A 15,311-nucleotide genomic window follows, 5' to 3' on the forward strand; every position below is an offset into this window, starting at 1 on the left:
TCACTCCCCGTCAGGCCGGTTGCTGCCGGATCGCCACGCGGTCCGGAAATGCTCGCGTTCTTCGGGTGTCATGGATTCCCACTTGCGCCAGTGGCGCCGACCGCGCCAGCCGCGGTGTCCACGGAATCCGCCGAACAGGATGCGGCTCAACACGAGCAGGCCCAGTGCATGGGCGAAGTCGATCGTGCGGGCGCCGATGAATAGCGCCGGCATCACCCAGTTCCACAACATCATGACGACCCATCCGAGCACCGCGATGGCGATCACCACGAGCAGCGCCTTGCCTGCACATCTGATTCGAAAATTCATCTGTCGACTCCTCTAGGTATTGTCCAGTTCGTCATAAACGGGCTGCAGCCGGGCACGCAGATGCAAGACCGCATAGCGTTTGCGAGCGAGCAGCGTATTGAGCGCGACTCCGCTTTGCGCGGCCATCTCCTTGAAGGAGCGGCCCTCCAGTTCGTGCGCGATGAATACCTCGCGCTGATTGGCCGGCAACTCGTCGAGCGCATCCTGCAAGGCCTTGAGCAAGAGCGTGCGCGCGTAGAGCGCCTCGGGGCCGGCATCGTGCGCGGGGAGCGCGAGGTCGAGGCGATACTCGTCGTTCGCGTCATCCTCGGCCTCGAACAGATCCGCCAGCGGCTGCTCCTTCTTCTTGCGAAAGCGGTCGACGATACGGTTGCGCGCGGCACGGAAAAGCCACGCGCTCGCCTGTTCGATTGGCGCCGGCAGCCGGTAAGCCTGAACGAACTCGTGAAACACATCCTGCAGAACGTCCTCGGCATCGTCCGGGTCGCGTATCCGACGCCGGATAAAGCTCACGAGCCTCGTTCGTTCACGCATCACGATCGCGGTGATGTCGCGGTCTGGGTCGGTCATCGTGCGTGAAGTGAGTGGCGGTCCATGTGCCTGTAGACGTTTCAGGCGCGCGAATATTGTGTCGAGTGTGAAAATCTGCTGCGCGAGCGCGCAGGCTTTACGGGTGGATAGCGCGTGCGGCGCCAAGCCGGGGAACCCGAGTTTGGTCCGGCCCGGACGTCATCGCTGACGCAACAGGGCGCCGCGTAAAGAAAGTGAAAGCAACGGGCCGGCGACGACGGTCAAAAGGTCACGACCCACCGTGCAAGGCCTCCGACTGCCGCCGGACCCAGGCTGCGGCGACCGGCCGAGGCCGAGTGAAAACGTTCAGCGAACGTCTCGTGCGAGAAAGACTTCGCGTGTCACGCAGCCTCGATCCAGATCGGCTCTGCAGGATGATGCTCTTGAATGACGGCAACTGCGCGCGCCATTTCATGGACGTCTCCTGCGCGAGCACGGCCTGTGAAATTCGTGACGTGCATGCCCGCAGAGCGAAGCGCAGCCATCTCCGCTTCAGTCAGTACGCCGGCATCCACCCACAGGCGGTGAGCCTGGTTGTCGCGCCATAGACTTTCGAACGCGGTGACGCCGATCCTGGAGTTGGCAAAGAACACCATGTGCATCTCCGTCGTTGCGTGATTGACCAAGTATCAGGCATCCGGCTCCGCCGGGATCGCCTTGTGGCGTAGCGCGTCAGTCAGTGCCTGGCCGGCGTCAGCGATGTGTGTGGCCAGGCGCTCGCAGGCTTCGTCGACCCGGCCAGCGCATGCGGCATCGAATATCTCGACATGCTCGTTATCGGAGCGCGCACGCCAGTCGAGCCATTTCCACGCGGCAAACAGATGGCGCGCGCTGGCCTGATGCAGATCCGCGATCACGGAGACGACCCGCGGCATGCCACACGGCGTCGTGATCGCCTGATGAAAGCCTCGATTGATGCGTTCGAGCGCGGCGATGTCTCCTGATGGCGCGTCGGCCTCGAGAAAGGACGCCGCGCGTGCCAGGTCATCTTCGGTGTAGCGGGGAATCGCGTACCGGAGCGCGAGCGGTTCGAGCGCAGCCCGCATGCGGGAGACCTCAATGACCGCCTCGACATCGAGCGGCGCCACGCGAACGCCACGCCGAGGCTCCGCGATGACCAGGCCTTGTGCCTCGAGCCGACGAAACGCTTCGCGCACCGGTACATGGCTCGTGCTGAATGCGTCGGCCCACTCGTCCTGCTTGAGCCGCTCGTCCGGCGCAAGCTCGCCCGAAACGATCCGGGCGGCAATCGACTGCGCAATATGCGCCGCGACCGAGCGATCGTCCTTGACATCGCCATTCATCTCAACCACCATCAGAATAGATTATCTATTATCTATAGTAACAGATCGGGAGACAGACATGCGCCACCGCCGCCCCGCCCGACTGCAGGAGATCGCCGGCATCGGCGTCGACCGCATGGGATCAATCGCGGACCACGCCGGCCGCGACGTGCTCCGGCTGGAGAATCTCGATACGGATATCCCGCCGCACGCAGATGCGCTCGCGCGAACGCGCGCGGCGGCGAGCGAGGATGCCGCGAATTCGTATCTGCCATTCGTCGGCCAGGACCGGCTGCGCGCCAGTGTTGCAGCGCACGTCACCGTGCAGACGGGGGTGAACTACCGGGCCGACAACGTCATCGTATCGGCGGGCGGCCTGTCCGGCATCCTGAACGTCCTGCTGGCCGTGCTCGAAGTCGGCGACGAGGTCATTCTGACTGACCCGACCTATGCGGGGCTGCTCAACCGCGTGCGGCTGGCCGGCGGCTCACCCGTGCAGATCCCGTTCAGTTTTCACCCGGGCGCCGAATGGAAACTCGATCGCGCGGCGATGTCCGCCGCGTGTGGCCCGAAGGCGCGCGCCATGCTGCTGATGTCCCCGTCGATGCCCTCCGGCGCGGTGCTTGACGAGGAGGACTGGGTTTTCGTCGCCGGTTTGTGCGTGCAGCACGACCTGTTGCTGATCGTCGACAGCGCGATGGAGCGGTTGCTGTTCGACGGGCGCCAGGTCGTTCATCCGGCTCGGCTGCCCGGCATGGCCGAGCGCACGATCACGGTGGGCTCGGCGTCGAAGGAGTTGCGGATGATCGGCTGGCGGGTGGGCTGGATCGTGGCGCCGGATGCGCTCATCCCCGATCTGGTTGCGGTGTCGCTCGCGAATGTGGTCGTGCCGGTCGGCATCGCGCAGGAGGCCGCCGCCATCGCGCTCGAGCGCTCGACGATCGACCTGCCCGATTACGTCGCGGAACTGCAGCGTCGACGCGACGCGATTGCCGCCGAGCTTCACGGCCTGCCGTTCGGCATGCCTGCGGGCGGCTGGTCGATGCTGCTGCGCGTGTCGGATTTCGGTCTCACGGGTGAACAGATGTCGGAGCGGCTGCTCGAACTGGACGTATGCGCGACGGCGATGACGGGCTGGGGTCGGCAACATGGAAGCGCCTATATCCGTTTCGTCTTCGCGAACGAGCCGGTGAACCGGTATGCGGGATTCGGCAAGAAGGTCATCGAGGCACTCGGGATGTAAGGATGCCTGATGGAATTCCTCTGCCCGGGATTTCGCAGCCCGAGAACGGAATGCGCAGCCCTCGCGTTACCGCCTCCCGAGATGCCGGCTCGATTGCAAGCGTCGACAGGTCTGCCCTTCGACGTCGTAGCCCGCACGCGCGAGACCCAACGCCTGGGCTCCGATTCCGCACGCGCAATCAAGAACCTCGCCCGTCTCGCCAGGCGGTAATGGAAGTGGCGTGAGGATGCCACCTTGACGGTCTATCGCCTTCTCCCAGTCATCGAACTGGCCAGATCGTCATAATGGCCAGATCGTCATAAAAAGGCTCGCGAGGTGAGTTCATCGCGAGTTGGCGCGAAAGGGACGCTCTCCGGATGGGCTTCGACATCGAAAGGCGGTCGATGTAGCCAACCAAATCGGCAGGTAACCAACCGCCCCATCGAAGCCATTCGGACACCCGGGAAGCGGACGTTCAAAGCAACCTCAGATCTCGACAGTGATCGACCGCGTGACGACGCCGGTACCGCCGGCCATCAATCGCGAGATCCTGCCGCCGTCGACATCGAGCATGACTTTGATGACGCTCGGCGAAGGTTGCGGCATCAAATGCCCTTGTTCAATGATGATGTCCGTGTCGCCGGCCCCCATCCGCTCGTATAGCAAGCACGCCAGCGGCCCGGCTGCCGTTCCGGTCGCCGACTCTTCGGCAATGCCGAAACGCGGCGCAAACATGCGGGTGCCTGCATGGCGCCCGGGTATTTTCGTCGTCGTCGAGAAGACGTAGTAACCAATCAAATCAAGATCGTCGCTGATCGATTCAATCGCTCGCAGGTCCGGACGAATCGCAGCCACGGACGGCTCGTCGGGCAACGCAATCATCAGAAAGCTGTTGCCGGTATTGACGACGGTCGGGCTTTCCACGCTATGGATTTGGGCAGTCGAGACGCCCAGCGATTGAGCGATTCTGGCAGAGAGCGGAGATTCCGCCTCGATTGAACGATAAGTTGGGGAACGCTGCTCCATCAGAACGGTATCGCCCTCGATCATGATGTCTCTGCATCCGTCGATCGTCTCTTTCGACGACTGGCCGTCATCCACCCTGCCGATTGCTCTCAACAGAGAAAACGTGGCGATAGTGGCATGGCCGCAATGCGCGATCTGCCGCGTCGGTGTGAAAAATTCCAGCTTGACCGTCGCAATATCCGATTTCGATACGAATGCGGTTTCTGACAATGCGGCCTGTTGGGCAACGTGCAACTTCTGATTTGCCGTCAGCTCATCGGCATCGATCACCACGCCGGCAGGATTGCCCCCGGCTTTTCCGTCTGTCAACGCATTGACGATTTGAACTTCAACTCGCACGAGTCCTCCCAATGGACGAAACGCAAACCAAGCGCGATAACCACCTGCGCTCGTGCCGACTATCAACGATCTTGAGGCCGGCGCCGACTGACTGCGACTGGCCGACGCTGCTCATTCAGCAAGACCGGACAGCCGGTCCTTTCCTGCCTAATTGTTGCTCGTGGTGGTCGGCCCTTGCAGCTGGATATCGTCCCCGCACCACGTAGCTCGCATCCGCTTGCCGTTGCCGAGATCAACCACGGTGTCCTCGAGTGTCGTATCGTCAGCAGTCTTGAAAAGATACCGGTAGCGGTTGTTTTCATAGCCGATCGAATAGCCAGCCGGCAATTTCTGTGGCGCGATGGGCCGGAGCGGACCAAACCGGTGCGCCGGCGTCGGCGCGGCGAGCTTCGCGAGCGCGCCGCACAACGGTCCATCGTCCCTCGACACGGCACTCCGCAGGTTGATGAACCCGAGATCGTCGGCCAGGTAGCCGGCTACCGGGCCACTCAAACGGCCTGCGATTTGCACGCGACTTGTCATGGCGCCTGCACCGTAGGCTTGATGCGACGGGTCAAGATCGAAGATCTGCTTTCCACCGATACCGAGATACGACGAACCCGGCATCACAAAATAAACGAAGTCGGGCACATTGGCGATGCGCTTGATATCGTCGAACTCGTGGAAATACAGCACATCCAGTCCACTTCGGGCTACCCGGAACTCGTCCGGCTGGGCATTGCGGACGCATTTCAAATCGGGGGCGCCGGGCACCGGGCACACCGGGGCCAGCATCTGGAACGTGGCCGCCCGCGCGCCGTCAAGCGGCTTCCGGCCCAGGTAGACGCGCTCGCCGTCGCTGATGATGGCGGGTTGAAGTGAGGCCGGCGGGCTAAGCAGCTTCAGCTGCGCCTTGATTTCCGGCTGATAAACGGGACCCTCGAGGGCGTCGACTGAAAATACGCGCCCAGCATTGACTGCGAAGGTATTACCGATAACTTCGACCGGACCCGGCACCATCTTCGGGTCCGTTCGCTCTTCCATATACACGTGGTTGCGGTCGTACGCCCATCCATCATCGGCCTTTGCGCCCTTGGGCACAAAGGTCTTGAAGGTCGCGGGATCGGCGCCCGGAATCACGTCGGCGCCGTCGAATACCTGCTGGCCGTCGGTGGCGTGGAGTCGATCCAGAACGCGCAGCGCCGAACCGCGTTGCGTGAGCAGATAATAATGTCGTGCCTCGTCATCCTCATGACGACGCATACGCGAGGGTAAAAGACAGGACATGTCGGGTACCGGCCCGCCATGCGAACACGCATCATGTAATTCGTGCAATGCCGAGATGAAATACCCCTGGCCATTGATCACGCCATACTGGTCGCTCAGCATCTTGACGGGCGGATGCGTGCACGGCCCCTCGCGCTCGGCAGACAGCCCGCCCATGCTTTTGCCGGCACGCGCCAGCGGATACCAGTATTCCCGACAGATATTGTCCGTGTATGCCAGTGCCTCGCCGGCGAGGCTGAACATGAGCAATCCGAGTACCAGCAAGATGACGTCACGAATTCGGTCGCTCGATTGCGGGCTCATGCGAACCCCGGCTTGCAAGGTGTTTTCGTTCATAAAAGACGGTTCGGTTTCGCTCGACCCCATATCGTCGACGTACGATTGTCAGCGATCTGCGCCGGTATGTCGAACGACCCGTCGTGGCTGATTGCTGCCCGATGCTGAAAGCCGTGGTTGACCCGATATGGACGCCCGGCCTCGTCCAAACCAGACACTGGAATCAATACGGCTCACCGTTTTTGTGTTCGAAAACCCATTGGCCGGTTGAATTCATCACTGCGGCGAGGTCGTCGGTTGCATAGCTTACTGCGTCGCCCGCTACTCGACTGCCGACTTCGATGATCGTGGCATCGCCCGTCGAGTTGTTTTGTAAATGGTGCGGCGTGCCGTTCGCGCGAAAGCCTGCGCACATTCCCGGCTGCATCAGATAGTGATCGTCACCGACGTAGAGCGTGACCTCGCCGCTGAGCACATACACCCACTCGTCCTGTTTCGAGTGTCGATGGTGTAGAGCGGATACTGCCCCGGGACGCAATATCGTCAAGTTCACGCCAAATTGACTCAAACCGAACGGATCGCCAAGCGGTTTCTTCTCCCGCCCCGCCATGCGAGACGCAAACGGCTCCGGGTAGTTTGAAGGTTTTGTGCGCGGCGCGGCATCGGCGGCAACCATGCAAGCTTCGAGTCGGTCCATTCGCATTCCTCGTTCAGTCGACATTGACAGACGGAATCTTGCGAATTCACCAACGGAACGTCAATCTTGATTCGAATAATCAACCTGTCTTCGATTGACCGTGTACCGGAATCGCTTTGATAACCTTTGAATGCTCAAGGCGATTGTTGACGATTTTCGCGTCGGACTGGGTGTCTTGTCGTGGCCGACTACCGACCAACGGGCCCGATTGCCACTCTTCTTTTTGAAATCGCAGCGAAGCGAGCGTGCAGGCTTCGTGAGGTGATTGCCCCCGAATTGGCAGCCGATTAATATCGTTGAATTCTCGGGGCTAACGTGTAACCACTATGCGCATACTGGTAATGGGCGGGACACTGTTTCTCGGCCGGCACATTGTCGAAGCGGCCGTGCAGCGCGGACACGATGTAACGATATTCAACCGGGGGCGACAAAACCCATCACTATTTCCCGAGATCGAGCGTCTCGTTGGCGACAGGGATTCGGATCTCTCTGCGTTGGCGGACCGGCAATTTGACGCGGTGATCGACCCTTCCGCGTATCGCCCGGAACACGTCGACCTCGTGCTGTCTGCGCTGAAGGCCCCGCCGAAGCACTACACGTTCATTTCCAGCATTTCTGTCTATCGCAGCTTCCCGCCCGGCATGCGCTACGACGAGCACGCGGACACCCTTCCCGGCCACGACGGTTATGGTGCGCTGAAGGCCAGGACGGAAGCGGCCATTCAGTCGGCCATGCCGGGGTGTGTCGCGATTCTGAGGCCGGGGTTGATCGTTGGCCCCCACGATCCCACCGGCCGGTTCACGTACTGGATTCGCCGCGTCGCGACAGGGGGCCGCATCCTTGCACCGGGGCGGCGTGATCGCCCGATCCAGTTCATCGATGCGCGCGACCTGGCGCAATGGTGCGTGCAGATGACGGAAAGCAACGCGAATACCGTATTGAACGCGGTGGGTCCCGCATCGACTTTGACGATGGAGCAGTTCCTCAGCCGGTGCATCGAGGTTGCGTCAAGCCGCGCACAGCTGGTATGGCTCACGGATCAACAGGTTCTCGACGCGGGGATCGAGGGATGGACGGAGCTTCCGCTCTGGATCGCGGAAAGCGATGGTGACGCGGGCGGCATATTCCACGCCGACAACCGCCGCGCGCTACGGTGTGGTCTCGCGTTTTCGCCTCTGGCGCGAACCATTCGGGACACGCTCGAATGGGCGCGGGAAGCCGGCGCCGAGACAGCATCGCCGTTGCTGGTCGACGCGCTGAGCGCATCGAAGGAACGCGCCACGCTTGCACGCCTCGGTGCCGCTTGAGTCAGCTTCCGCGACGATTCAGGCATGAGCCTCGGAACGCGCACCGGTGATCGCATGCCCTGGAGGCCATGCCGCGCCATTTTGTGACGCTTGCCGACCGCTTCACCGTGCCGACATGAAATCGAACAGCTTCGCGATATCGGTCGTCAGCACGCTGCCCGCCTTCACGCCAACCCACAGCGTTCGTGTGGCCCACGCATCGTTGAGCTTCACGACCCCGAGCCGCGCCGCGCGCTCGCCGGTCACCGCATCGCGCGGCAGGATGCCGATGCCGAGCCCCGCCTCGATCATCCGGCTCACACCGTCGAAATTCGATACCTGGATCCGCAGCTTCAGCGAGCGCTCGACCGCGAACGCGGCGTCGGTCATGCGCGCGAGCAGCGAACTGCCGTCGCTGAGCCCGACGTAGTCCTCGTCGAGCGTATCCGCGAAGCGGATGCTGTCGCGCGCGGCGAACCGGTGCGTGCGCGGCACGAGCAGTACGAGCTCGTCGCGCCGGTACAGCCGCCGTTCGATGCCGGGCGCCGGCACGTTGTCGGCGAACACGCCGAGATCGGCCTTGCCGGACGCGAGCGCGTCGACGATCTCGTGGCTCAGCCGCTCCTCGAGGCTGACCTTGATGCCCGGATTGTCGGTGAGGAACGCGGCGAGATCGGCTGGCAGGAACTGGACGATCGCGGACGTGTTGGTCCACACGTGGATGTGGCCGCGCACGCCGGCGACGTAGTCGCTCATCTCGTGCGCCATCCGGTTGACCTGCTCGATCACCTTCGCCGCATGGTCGAGCAGCGCACGGCCCGCGGGCGTCAGTTCGACGCCGCGCGCATGCCGGACGAACAGCGCACTGCCCGTCACGCTTTCGAGCTCGGCGATGCGCTTGCTGACCGCGGACAGCGTGAGCTGGCCGTGTTCGGCCGCTTTCGTCAGGCTGCCGTGCTCGGCGACGAGCGCGAACACGCGCAGCGACTGCAGATCGAAATGAAGCGGGTTCACCATGTCGTGGGTCCTGGGAAGGCCGTGCCGGCGCATGCCGTCAGCGCGGCGGCCTAGCGCCGATCATACGCCCGGCCGTGTGAGCGCGAAATGGCACCTCTAGCGCGGCGCGATCGATTGCAAGGCGGCGAGCATCGCACCGTCCGGCTTCGCCAGATCGTCGAGCACGTCGAAGTGTTTCATGCCGGGCAGCCCGACGTGGGCGGTCCGTTCGCCGGCCGCGTCGCAGGCCGTCGCGTAGTCGCGCGCTTGCCTGACGAGTTCGGGCAGCTCGGCGTCGCCGACCGCAACGACCGTCGCTGCGCCGGGCCCGATATGGCGCAACGGGCTGTATGCGTCGACCTCGTGCGAGGTGAGCTGCAGCTTGTCGTTCAGGCAGCACAGCGAGATCGGCTCGAGATCGACGAGCGGGCTGATCGCAAGCGCCGACACGACGGCCGGATGCGCGCGGTGCACGGCCGTCAGGTGGCCGCCCGCCGAATGGCCGCTCAGGTGGATCGGCCGCTTCGCGGTGCCGAGGCCGTCGGGGTCGTTCGCCAGGTAGTCGAGCAGCGCACCGATCTCGCCGACGATGTCGGTCATCGTCGCGATCGGCGCAAGCGTGTATTCGGCGAGTATCACGTCGAAACCGCGCGCGAGCGGCCCGCTTGCCGCATACGAAAAATCCTCTTTCGCGCAGTGCTGCCAGTAGCCACCGTGAATGAACACGAACAGCGGCGCATCGGGCTGACCGCACGACAGCCAGTCGAAACGCTGCGCCGGTCGTGCGCCGTAACGTAGGTCGCGCCTGCCGGATGCCGCTTCGTAAAGCACCGCACTACGCGCCTGCATCGATGCGAGCAACGCCGGGAAATTGGGCACTACCTTCGTGTTCAGATAGGCGGCGTCGAGCGCCGCGCGGTCCATGCCGCGATAGAGGATCGTCATCGGGAATCGCCTGGGTCGGGATGCGGAAAGCGCGGACGCAAGCATCGCGTCCGGCGCGAAGGCGGCTTCTCAGTCGCCGATGCATGCATTATCCGCAGCGTGGTACGGGCCGGCTATCCGGAATCGGCGAGCGCGGAAACCGGCTGTCCGTTTTCGGCGGGAGATCGGCGCGGCATGCGGCCGCACCGGCGCGCGCCGTGCCGCATGCGCGACTGCACGATACGGCACGGTGGTGCGCCGACGGTCAGATCAACTCGGAGATCTCGATCAGGTTCAGGTCGGGATCGCGCACGTAGACCGACCGGATCTTCTGCGTCGCACCCGTGCGTTCGACGGGCCCTTCGACGATCGGCCAGTCGACACGCTTCAGGTGCGCGATCACGTCGTCGAGCGGCACCGACGCGATGAAGCACAGGTCGAGCGCGCCGGGCACCGGCACATGCGCTTTCGGTTCGAATTCCGCGCCGCGCACGTGCAGGTTGATCTTCTGGTTGCCGAAGCGGAATGCGATCCGGCCGGCGCCGAAGGTTTCGAGCTGCATCTGCAGGACCTCGGTGTAGAAATGCTTCGTCCTGTCGGGATCGACGCAGGTCAGCACGAGATGGTCGAGGTGGTCGATCAGCGCCATGAGATTCGCTCCGGTTCGTTGTTCATGAGAAAGCGCGTTGCGCGGGCATGTCGCCGGCGTCCGCGCGCGGCGGCGGATGAAGGTCCGAGCGGCGCCCGGCCTTCAGGATCTGGCTCGGCACGTCATGACCGATCAGCGCGGGCAGCCGCGCCGACGCGGCCAGCACGGCTGCGAGATCGATGCCCGTATCGTAGCCGTCGAGTTCGAGCATGTGCACGAGTTCTTCGGTGCACGCGTTGCCGGTCGCGCCCGGCGCGTACGGGCAGCCGCCGAGCCCGCCGAGCGATGCGTCGAAGCGGTCGATCCCGGCGTCGAGTGCCGCGAGCGTGTTCGCGAGCGCCATTCCACGCGTGTTGTGGAAGTGCAGCGTGAGCTGCAGCGCACCGAAGCGCTCGCGTGCCCGTGCAGACAGTTCGCGCACCTGCGACGGAAACGCCATGCCCGTCGTATCGCACAGTGTGAAGCCATGCACGCCGAGATCCGCGAAGCGCTGCATCCAGGCGAGCACGCCTTCGGCCGGCACGTCGCCTTCCATCGGGCAGCCCAGCGCGGTCGACAGCGACACGTTGATCGCGACACCCGTGCCGCGTACTGCGTCGATCACGTCACGCAACTGCGCGAACGACTGCTCGCGCGTCATCCGCAGGTTCGCGCGGTTGTGGCTTTCGCTCATCGACATCACGAGGTTCACTTCGTCGACGCCGCACGACAGCGCGCGCTCGGCGCCGCGCACGTTCGGCACGAGCACCGTATAGACGACACCCGGTGCGCGCGCGATACCGTGCATCACGGCCTCTGCGTCGCGCAACGCGGGGATCGCCTTCGGCGACGTGAACGACGTGACTTCGATCTTCGCGTAGCCGCACGCGCTCAGCGCGTCGACGAGCGCGATCTTGTCGTCGGTGTCGACGAAGGCCGCTTCGTTCTGGAAACCGTCGCGCGTCGCGACTTCGTGGATGTAGAGCCGTTTGTGTTCGCTGCTCATGTCGTCGTCTCCGGGTTCGGGTTCAGATCACGCCGCGCGTGCGCCAGTCGCCGCGCGTCGCCGCATCGATGCCGAGTGATTCGAGTACCGCGTCGGTGTCCGCGCCGAGCGCGGGCGCCGCGTGTTCGATACGGCCGGGCGTCGCGCCGAGCTTCGGCACGATGCCGGGCACGAGCACGGGCGTGCCGTCGGGCAGCGCGGCATCGACGAGCATGTCGCGCGCGCGGTAATGCGGATCGGCCGCGATGTCGGCCACGTCGTAGATGCGCCCGGACGGGATGCGCGCTTCGTTCAGCGCGGCCAGCACCGCGTCGAGATCATGCTGCGCGCTCCACTCGCCGATCGCCGCGTCGATGCCTTCGACCTGCGCGACGCGCCCGTCGTTGTGCGCGAGCGCCGGATCGTTGCCGAGATCGGGCCGGCCGATCAGCTCCATCAGGCGCCGGAAGATGCTGTCGCCGTTGCCGGCGATCAGCGCGTACTTGCCGTCGCGGCAACGATACGCGTTGGTCGGCGCGATGCCGGGCAGGCTGCTGCCGGCCGCCTCGCGCACGGCACCGAACGCCGAGTATTCGGGCAGCAGGCTTTCCATCATGTTGAACACCGATTCGTACAGCGCGACGTCGACGACCTGCCCCTTGCCGCCCTGCTGCTCGCGATGCCGCAGCGCGAGCAGCACGCCGATCACGCCGTGCAGTGCCGACAGCGAATCGCCGAGCGAGATGCCGACGCGCACCGGCGTGCGGCCGGGCTCGCCGGTCAGGTGCCGCAGGCCGCCCATCGCCTCGGCGATTACGCCGAAGCCGGGACGGTCCCGGTACGGGCCCGTCTGCCCGAAGCCCGACACGCGCAGCATCACGAGCCCCGGGTTGATCGCGGACAATTCATCCCAGCCGAGCCCCCAGCCTTCGAGCGTGCCGGGCCGGAAGTTCTCGATCAGCACGTCGGTCTCGGCGACGAGGCGGCGCACGACGTCCTGCCCTTCGGGCGTGCGCAGGTCGAGCGTAAGCGAGGTCTTGTTGCGCGACTGCGCGGCCCACCAGACCGACGTGCCGTCGTGCAGCAGCCGCCATTTGCGCAGCGGGTCGCCGAGCCCGGGCGGCTCGACCTTGAGCACGTCGGCGCCGAATTCGGCGAGCATCCGGCCCGCGAACGGCCCGGCGATCAGTTGGCCGAGTTCCAGCACGCGGATGCCGTCCAGGGGGCGTGTCATGGCTGTCTCCGATGAAATCGTGGTGTCGATGACGGCGATCATGACGGCGTTCGCGCCCGGCGAAAATCGATCGATGCTCAACCAGCCTTTCCGAAACGGAAAGGCGTGTGTCGTGCAGCTTCAAATTTGCGATGCGTCAGCCTTTCCATCCGGGAAAGTGCGCTCGCGCAACGGTCAAACGACGGAACGCGCGCCGCCGGCAGAATCGAACCCGTTCCGCGCCCGCCGGGCGCCTGTCAGCGAGACCCGCCATGTTTTCTGTTTCCTCTCCCGCGAAGATCGTGTTTCTCGACCGCGCGACGCTGTCGCCGCACACCGTGTTGAAGCCGTTTCCGTTTCCGCACGTGTTGCGCACGTTCGACCGGACGGCCACGCACGAGATTGCCGCGCGGATCGGCGACGCGGACATCGTCGTGACCAACAAGGTGCGGATCGATGCGACAGCGCTCGCCGATGCGCGGCGCCTGCGGATGATCGCGATCGCCGCGACGGGCACCGATATCGTCGATCTCGACGCGTGCGCGGCGCGCGGCATCGTCGTGAGCAACATTCGCGGGTATGCGGTCAGAACGGTGCCCGAGCACACGTTCGCGCTGATCTTCGCGCTGCGCCGCAGTCTCGTTGCGTACCGCGACGCGGTGCGCGCGGGGCGCTGGCTCGACAGCGGGCAGTTCTGCTTTTTCGATCATCCGATTCGCGACCTGGCCGGCTCGACGCTCGGGATCGTCGGCGACGGTGTGCTCGGGCGCGCGGTGGCCGGCATCGCGCGTGCGCTCGGCATGCATGTGCGGTTCGCGGCGCACGGCGATGCGTCGGGGGACGACTACGCGCCGCTCGACACGCTGCTGCGCGACAGCGACGTGATCACGCTGCACTGCCCGCTCACGCCCGCGACGCGGCACCTGATCGACGCGGCCGCGTTCGAGCGGATGGCACGCCGGCCGCTGCTGATCAATACCGCGCGCGGCGGGCTCGTGGATGAAAGCGCGCTCGTCGACGCCTTGCAGTCGGGGCAGATCGCGGGCGCGGGGTTCGACGTGGTCACGCAGGAGCCGCTGCCGGCCGCGCATCCGTTCCACGCGATCCTGTCGCATCCGGCGTTCATCCTGACGCCGCACATTGCGTGGGCGAGCGACGAAGCGATGCAGGCGCTCGCCGATCAGCTCGTGGACAATGTCGCCGCGTTCGTGGGCGGCACGCCGCGGCATGTGGTGTGACGTGCGCGGCGCATCGCGTGGCGGGAAGTCATTCGAACCGCGCAAACAGAACGGCCCCGCTCGATGGCTCGAAGCGGGGCCGGCTGAATTTGGGGGCTGCTTACGTCAGCGACTCGGCACGTGGCGGGCTCGCGCATCTGTCCTGTCTTGCGGCCGGTTTCGAATTCCTGATGGGCTCTACGCCAAGGAATCCGGGCCGCCAACGTTGTAGGGCCAGTCTGAAACGGAATGGGACGAATGCTGAAAACGCCCGTTTCGACAGCAGCGCACCGCTATCGGCGCGAATTTCAGTAAGCGGACATCTCGACGCAAGGATCGACCTTGGACGGCGAGCAGATGACCGAATACTTGGCGCTCTCGCGCATCAGCGCTTCGCCTTCGTGCAGCGCGATCTTGATCTCGGGGTGACGCTCGTACGCGAGGAATGCCGAGCACACGACTGCGGACATCACGACGAGGGAAAACACAAATTTTTCAAGGGCTTGGAAACGTTCAGGCATGGTTCGACCTATCTCTTAGGCCGTGATTATATCTCGAAATAAGGGTTTTCCCTATAAGGCAGCCCGCATACCGAGGATGCCTTCAATCGCGTGCGGCCCCGATGCTCATGCCCTTTTTCTCCGTTAATCCGCACTTAAGCACCGGTCGAACAAGATGGGTCGACCGGTTGCGGTGTCCATGCCGTGCCGGCCACCCTGTCCTGTTCGGAGATCCTGAAGATGAAAACCGCCCTTTCCCTGCTTGCCCTCGCCGCCGCGATCGCGGCACCCGCCGTGTCGTTTGCGCAGACGGCCAATGGCCCGGTCACGCGTGCCGAAGTCGTCGCGCAGTTGCGCCAGGTCGAACAGGCCGGCTACAAGCCGCTGAAAGGCCAGTATCCGGAAGATATCCAGGCGGCCGAAGCACGCATCGCGCAGTCGTCGGGGATCGGCGCGGAAGCCGGTGGGTCGGCTGCGTCCGGCCGCCCGGCGTTGCCGGCAACGGCAACCGTGTCCGGCCAGCCGAGTCGCGGGCGCTGACCCGCCCCCGCCCCGGTGCAGGCTGCGACGTGCG

General features: G+C 64.4%; 17 protein-coding genes. 4 read left to right on the forward strand and 13 right to left on the reverse strand.

Annotated features, from left to right (window positions below; genetic code table 11):
• From LGN19_RS12205 to LGN19_RS12220, 4 genes are all read right to left on the reverse strand, one after another.
• The gene (locus LGN19_RS12205; RefSeq protein WP_089450504.1) at positions 1–309 is read right to left on the reverse strand and encodes a hypothetical protein; all 309 of its coding nucleotides are present in this window, start codon (positions 307–309) and stop codon (positions 1–3) included.
• A 12-nt stretch (positions 310–321) separates the two neighbouring features.
• Complete coding sequence (locus tag LGN19_RS12210) at positions 322–879, reverse strand: RNA polymerase sigma factor (RefSeq protein WP_122945393.1); 558 nt, start codon at positions 877–879, stop codon at positions 322–324.
• A gap of 341 nt (positions 880–1,220) precedes the next feature.
• Positions 1,221–1,475: a hypothetical protein gene (locus LGN19_RS12215; RefSeq protein WP_226214870.1), complete on the reverse strand. Its 255-nt coding sequence runs from the start codon at positions 1,473–1,475 to the stop codon at positions 1,221–1,223.
• Between the two features lie 33 nt (positions 1,476–1,508).
• Positions 1,509–2,183 (reverse strand): GntR family transcriptional regulator, encoded by a 675-nt coding sequence (locus tag LGN19_RS12220; protein ID WP_226214871.1) that lies wholly within the window; start codon positions 2,181–2,183, stop codon positions 1,509–1,511.
• 58 nt (positions 2,184–2,241) lie between these two features.
• Between LGN19_RS12220 and LGN19_RS12225 the strand changes: the two genes are divergently transcribed.
• Positions 2,242–3,405 (forward strand): pyridoxal phosphate-dependent aminotransferase, encoded by a 1,164-nt coding sequence (locus LGN19_RS12225; protein ID WP_226215078.1) that lies wholly within the window; start codon positions 2,242–2,244, stop codon positions 3,403–3,405.
• Positions 3,406–3,870: 465 nt separating this feature from the next.
• Here the strand turns inward: LGN19_RS12225 and LGN19_RS12230 are convergent, their stop codons facing one another.
• The 3 genes from LGN19_RS12230 to LGN19_RS12240 form a co-directional block, all read right to left on the reverse strand.
• Complete coding sequence (locus tag LGN19_RS12230; protein ID WP_226214873.1) at positions 3,871–4,749, reverse strand: PhzF family phenazine biosynthesis protein; 879 nt, start codon at positions 4,747–4,749, stop codon at positions 3,871–3,873.
• 147 nt (positions 4,750–4,896) lie between these two features.
• Positions 4,897–6,351, reverse strand: a complete 1,455-nt coding sequence (locus LGN19_RS12235; RefSeq protein ID WP_226214875.1) for a DKNYY domain-containing protein — start codon at positions 6,349–6,351, stop codon at positions 4,897–4,899.
• Positions 6,352–6,514: 163 nt separating this feature from the next.
• Entirely contained in the window at positions 6,515–6,988 is a 474-nt protein-coding gene (locus LGN19_RS12240; RefSeq protein WP_226214877.1) for a cupin domain-containing protein, read from the reverse strand.
• Positions 6,989–7,329: 341 nt separating this feature from the next.
• Between LGN19_RS12240 and LGN19_RS12245 the strand changes: the two genes are divergently transcribed.
• Positions 7,330–8,295 carry an NAD-dependent epimerase/dehydratase family protein gene (locus LGN19_RS12245; RefSeq protein WP_226214878.1) on the forward strand — a complete coding sequence of 322 codons (966 nt, stop codon included), beginning with the start codon at positions 7,330–7,332 and terminating at the stop codon, positions 8,293–8,295.
• A gap of 102 nt (positions 8,296–8,397) precedes the next feature.
• Here LGN19_RS12245 and LGN19_RS12250 read toward each other — a convergent pair whose 3' ends face one another.
• The 5 genes from LGN19_RS12250 to LGN19_RS12270 all read right to left on the reverse strand — a co-directional run bounded on the left by LGN19_RS12250 (position 8,398) and on the right by LGN19_RS12270 (position 13,041).
• The gene (locus LGN19_RS12250; protein ID WP_226214880.1) at positions 8,398–9,291 is read right to left on the reverse strand and encodes a LysR family transcriptional regulator; all 894 of its coding nucleotides are present in this window, start codon (positions 9,289–9,291) and stop codon (positions 8,398–8,400) included.
• Between the two features lie 96 nt (positions 9,292–9,387).
• Positions 9,388–10,215: an alpha/beta hydrolase gene (locus LGN19_RS12255; protein ID WP_226214882.1), complete on the reverse strand. Its 828-nt coding sequence runs from the start codon at positions 10,213–10,215 to the stop codon at positions 9,388–9,390.
• A gap of 244 nt (positions 10,216–10,459) precedes the next feature.
• Positions 10,460–10,843 carry a VOC family protein gene (locus LGN19_RS12260; protein ID WP_089440118.1) on the reverse strand — a complete coding sequence of 128 codons (384 nt, stop codon included), beginning with the start codon at positions 10,841–10,843 and terminating at the stop codon, positions 10,460–10,462.
• Positions 10,844–10,865: 22 nt separating this feature from the next.
• Positions 10,866–11,828, reverse strand: coding sequence for a hydroxymethylglutaryl-CoA lyase (locus LGN19_RS12265; RefSeq protein WP_226214884.1), 963 nt, complete (start codon positions 11,826–11,828; stop codon positions 10,866–10,868).
• 22 nt (positions 11,829–11,850) lie between these two features.
• Positions 11,851–13,041 carry a CaiB/BaiF CoA transferase family protein gene (locus tag LGN19_RS12270; RefSeq protein ID WP_226214886.1) on the reverse strand — a complete coding sequence of 397 codons (1,191 nt, stop codon included), beginning with the start codon at positions 13,039–13,041 and terminating at the stop codon, positions 11,851–11,853.
• A 251-nt stretch (positions 13,042–13,292) separates the two neighbouring features.
• Here LGN19_RS12270 and LGN19_RS12275 point away from each other — a divergent pair, with 251 nt between their 5' ends.
• A complete protein-coding gene (locus LGN19_RS12275) occupies positions 13,293–14,258 on the forward strand; it encodes a D-2-hydroxyacid dehydrogenase (protein ID WP_226214888.1) in 966 nt (321 codons plus the stop codon).
• Between the two features lie 287 nt (positions 14,259–14,545).
• On the opposite strand, the gene LGN19_RS12280 is transcribed toward LGN19_RS12275, so the two are convergent.
• Complete coding sequence (locus tag LGN19_RS12280; RefSeq protein ID WP_059585338.1) at positions 14,546–14,758, reverse strand: hypothetical protein; 213 nt, start codon at positions 14,756–14,758, stop codon at positions 14,546–14,548.
• 219 nt (positions 14,759–14,977) lie between these two features.
• Here LGN19_RS12280 and LGN19_RS12285 point away from each other — a divergent pair, with 219 nt between their 5' ends.
• Positions 14,978–15,277: a DUF4148 domain-containing protein gene (locus LGN19_RS12285; RefSeq protein ID WP_122946675.1), complete on the forward strand. Its 300-nt coding sequence runs from the start codon at positions 14,978–14,980 to the stop codon at positions 15,275–15,277.
• Positions 15,278–15,311 lie beyond the last annotated feature (34 nt).

It is taken from the genome of Burkholderia sp. AU30198 (genome assembly GCF_020419825.1).
Lineage (GTDB): Bacteria > Pseudomonadota > Gammaproteobacteria > Burkholderiales > Burkholderiaceae > Burkholderia.

Excerpts from the sequence above, each read along its gene's own strand:
- LGN19_RS12205 (WP_089450504.1), bottom strand. The coding sequence starts at position 309 with ATGAATTTTCGAATCAGATGTGCAGGCAAGGCGCTGCTCGTGGTGATC.
- LGN19_RS12210 (WP_122945393.1), bottom strand. The coding sequence starts at position 879 with ATGACCGACCCAGACCGCGACATCACCGCGATCGTGATGCGTGAACGA.
- LGN19_RS12215 (WP_226214870.1), bottom strand. The coding sequence starts at position 1,475 with ATGGTGTTCTTTGCCAACTCCAGGATCGGCGTCACCGCGTTCGAAAGT.
- LGN19_RS12220 (WP_226214871.1), bottom strand. The coding sequence starts at position 2,183 with ATGAATGGCGATGTCAAGGACGATCGCTCGGTCGCGGCGCATATTGCG.
- LGN19_RS12225 (WP_226215078.1), top strand. The coding sequence starts at position 2,242 with ATGCGCCACCGCCGCCCCGCCCGACTGCAGGAGATCGCCGGCATCGGC.
- LGN19_RS12235 (WP_226214875.1), bottom strand. The coding sequence starts at position 6,351 with ATGAACGAAAACACCTTGCAAGCCGGGGTTCGCATGAGCCCGCAATCG.
- LGN19_RS12240 (WP_226214877.1), bottom strand. The coding sequence starts at position 6,988 with ATGGACCGACTCGAAGCTTGCATGGTTGCCGCCGATGCCGCGCCGCGC.
- LGN19_RS12245 (WP_226214878.1), top strand. The coding sequence starts at position 7,330 with ATGGGCGGGACACTGTTTCTCGGCCGGCACATTGTCGAAGCGGCCGTG.
- LGN19_RS12250 (WP_226214880.1), bottom strand. The coding sequence starts at position 9,291 with ATGGTGAACCCGCTTCATTTCGATCTGCAGTCGCTGCGCGTGTTCGCG.
- LGN19_RS12255 (WP_226214882.1), bottom strand. The coding sequence starts at position 10,215 with ATGACGATCCTCTATCGCGGCATGGACCGCGCGGCGCTCGACGCCGCC.
- LGN19_RS12260 (WP_089440118.1), bottom strand. The coding sequence starts at position 10,843 with ATGGCGCTGATCGACCACCTCGACCATCTCGTGCTGACCTGCGTCGAT.
- LGN19_RS12265 (WP_226214884.1), bottom strand. The coding sequence starts at position 11,828 with ATGAGCAGCGAACACAAACGGCTCTACATCCACGAAGTCGCGACGCGC.
- LGN19_RS12270 (WP_226214886.1), bottom strand. The coding sequence starts at position 13,041 with ATGACACGCCCCCTGGACGGCATCCGCGTGCTGGAACTCGGCCAACTG.
- LGN19_RS12275 (WP_226214888.1), top strand. The coding sequence starts at position 13,293 with ATGTTTTCTGTTTCCTCTCCCGCGAAGATCGTGTTTCTCGACCGCGCG.
- LGN19_RS12280 (WP_059585338.1), bottom strand. The coding sequence starts at position 14,758 with ATGCCTGAACGTTTCCAAGCCCTTGAAAAATTTGTGTTTTCCCTCGTC.
- LGN19_RS12285 (WP_122946675.1), top strand. The coding sequence starts at position 14,978 with ATGAAAACCGCCCTTTCCCTGCTTGCCCTCGCCGCCGCGATCGCGGCA.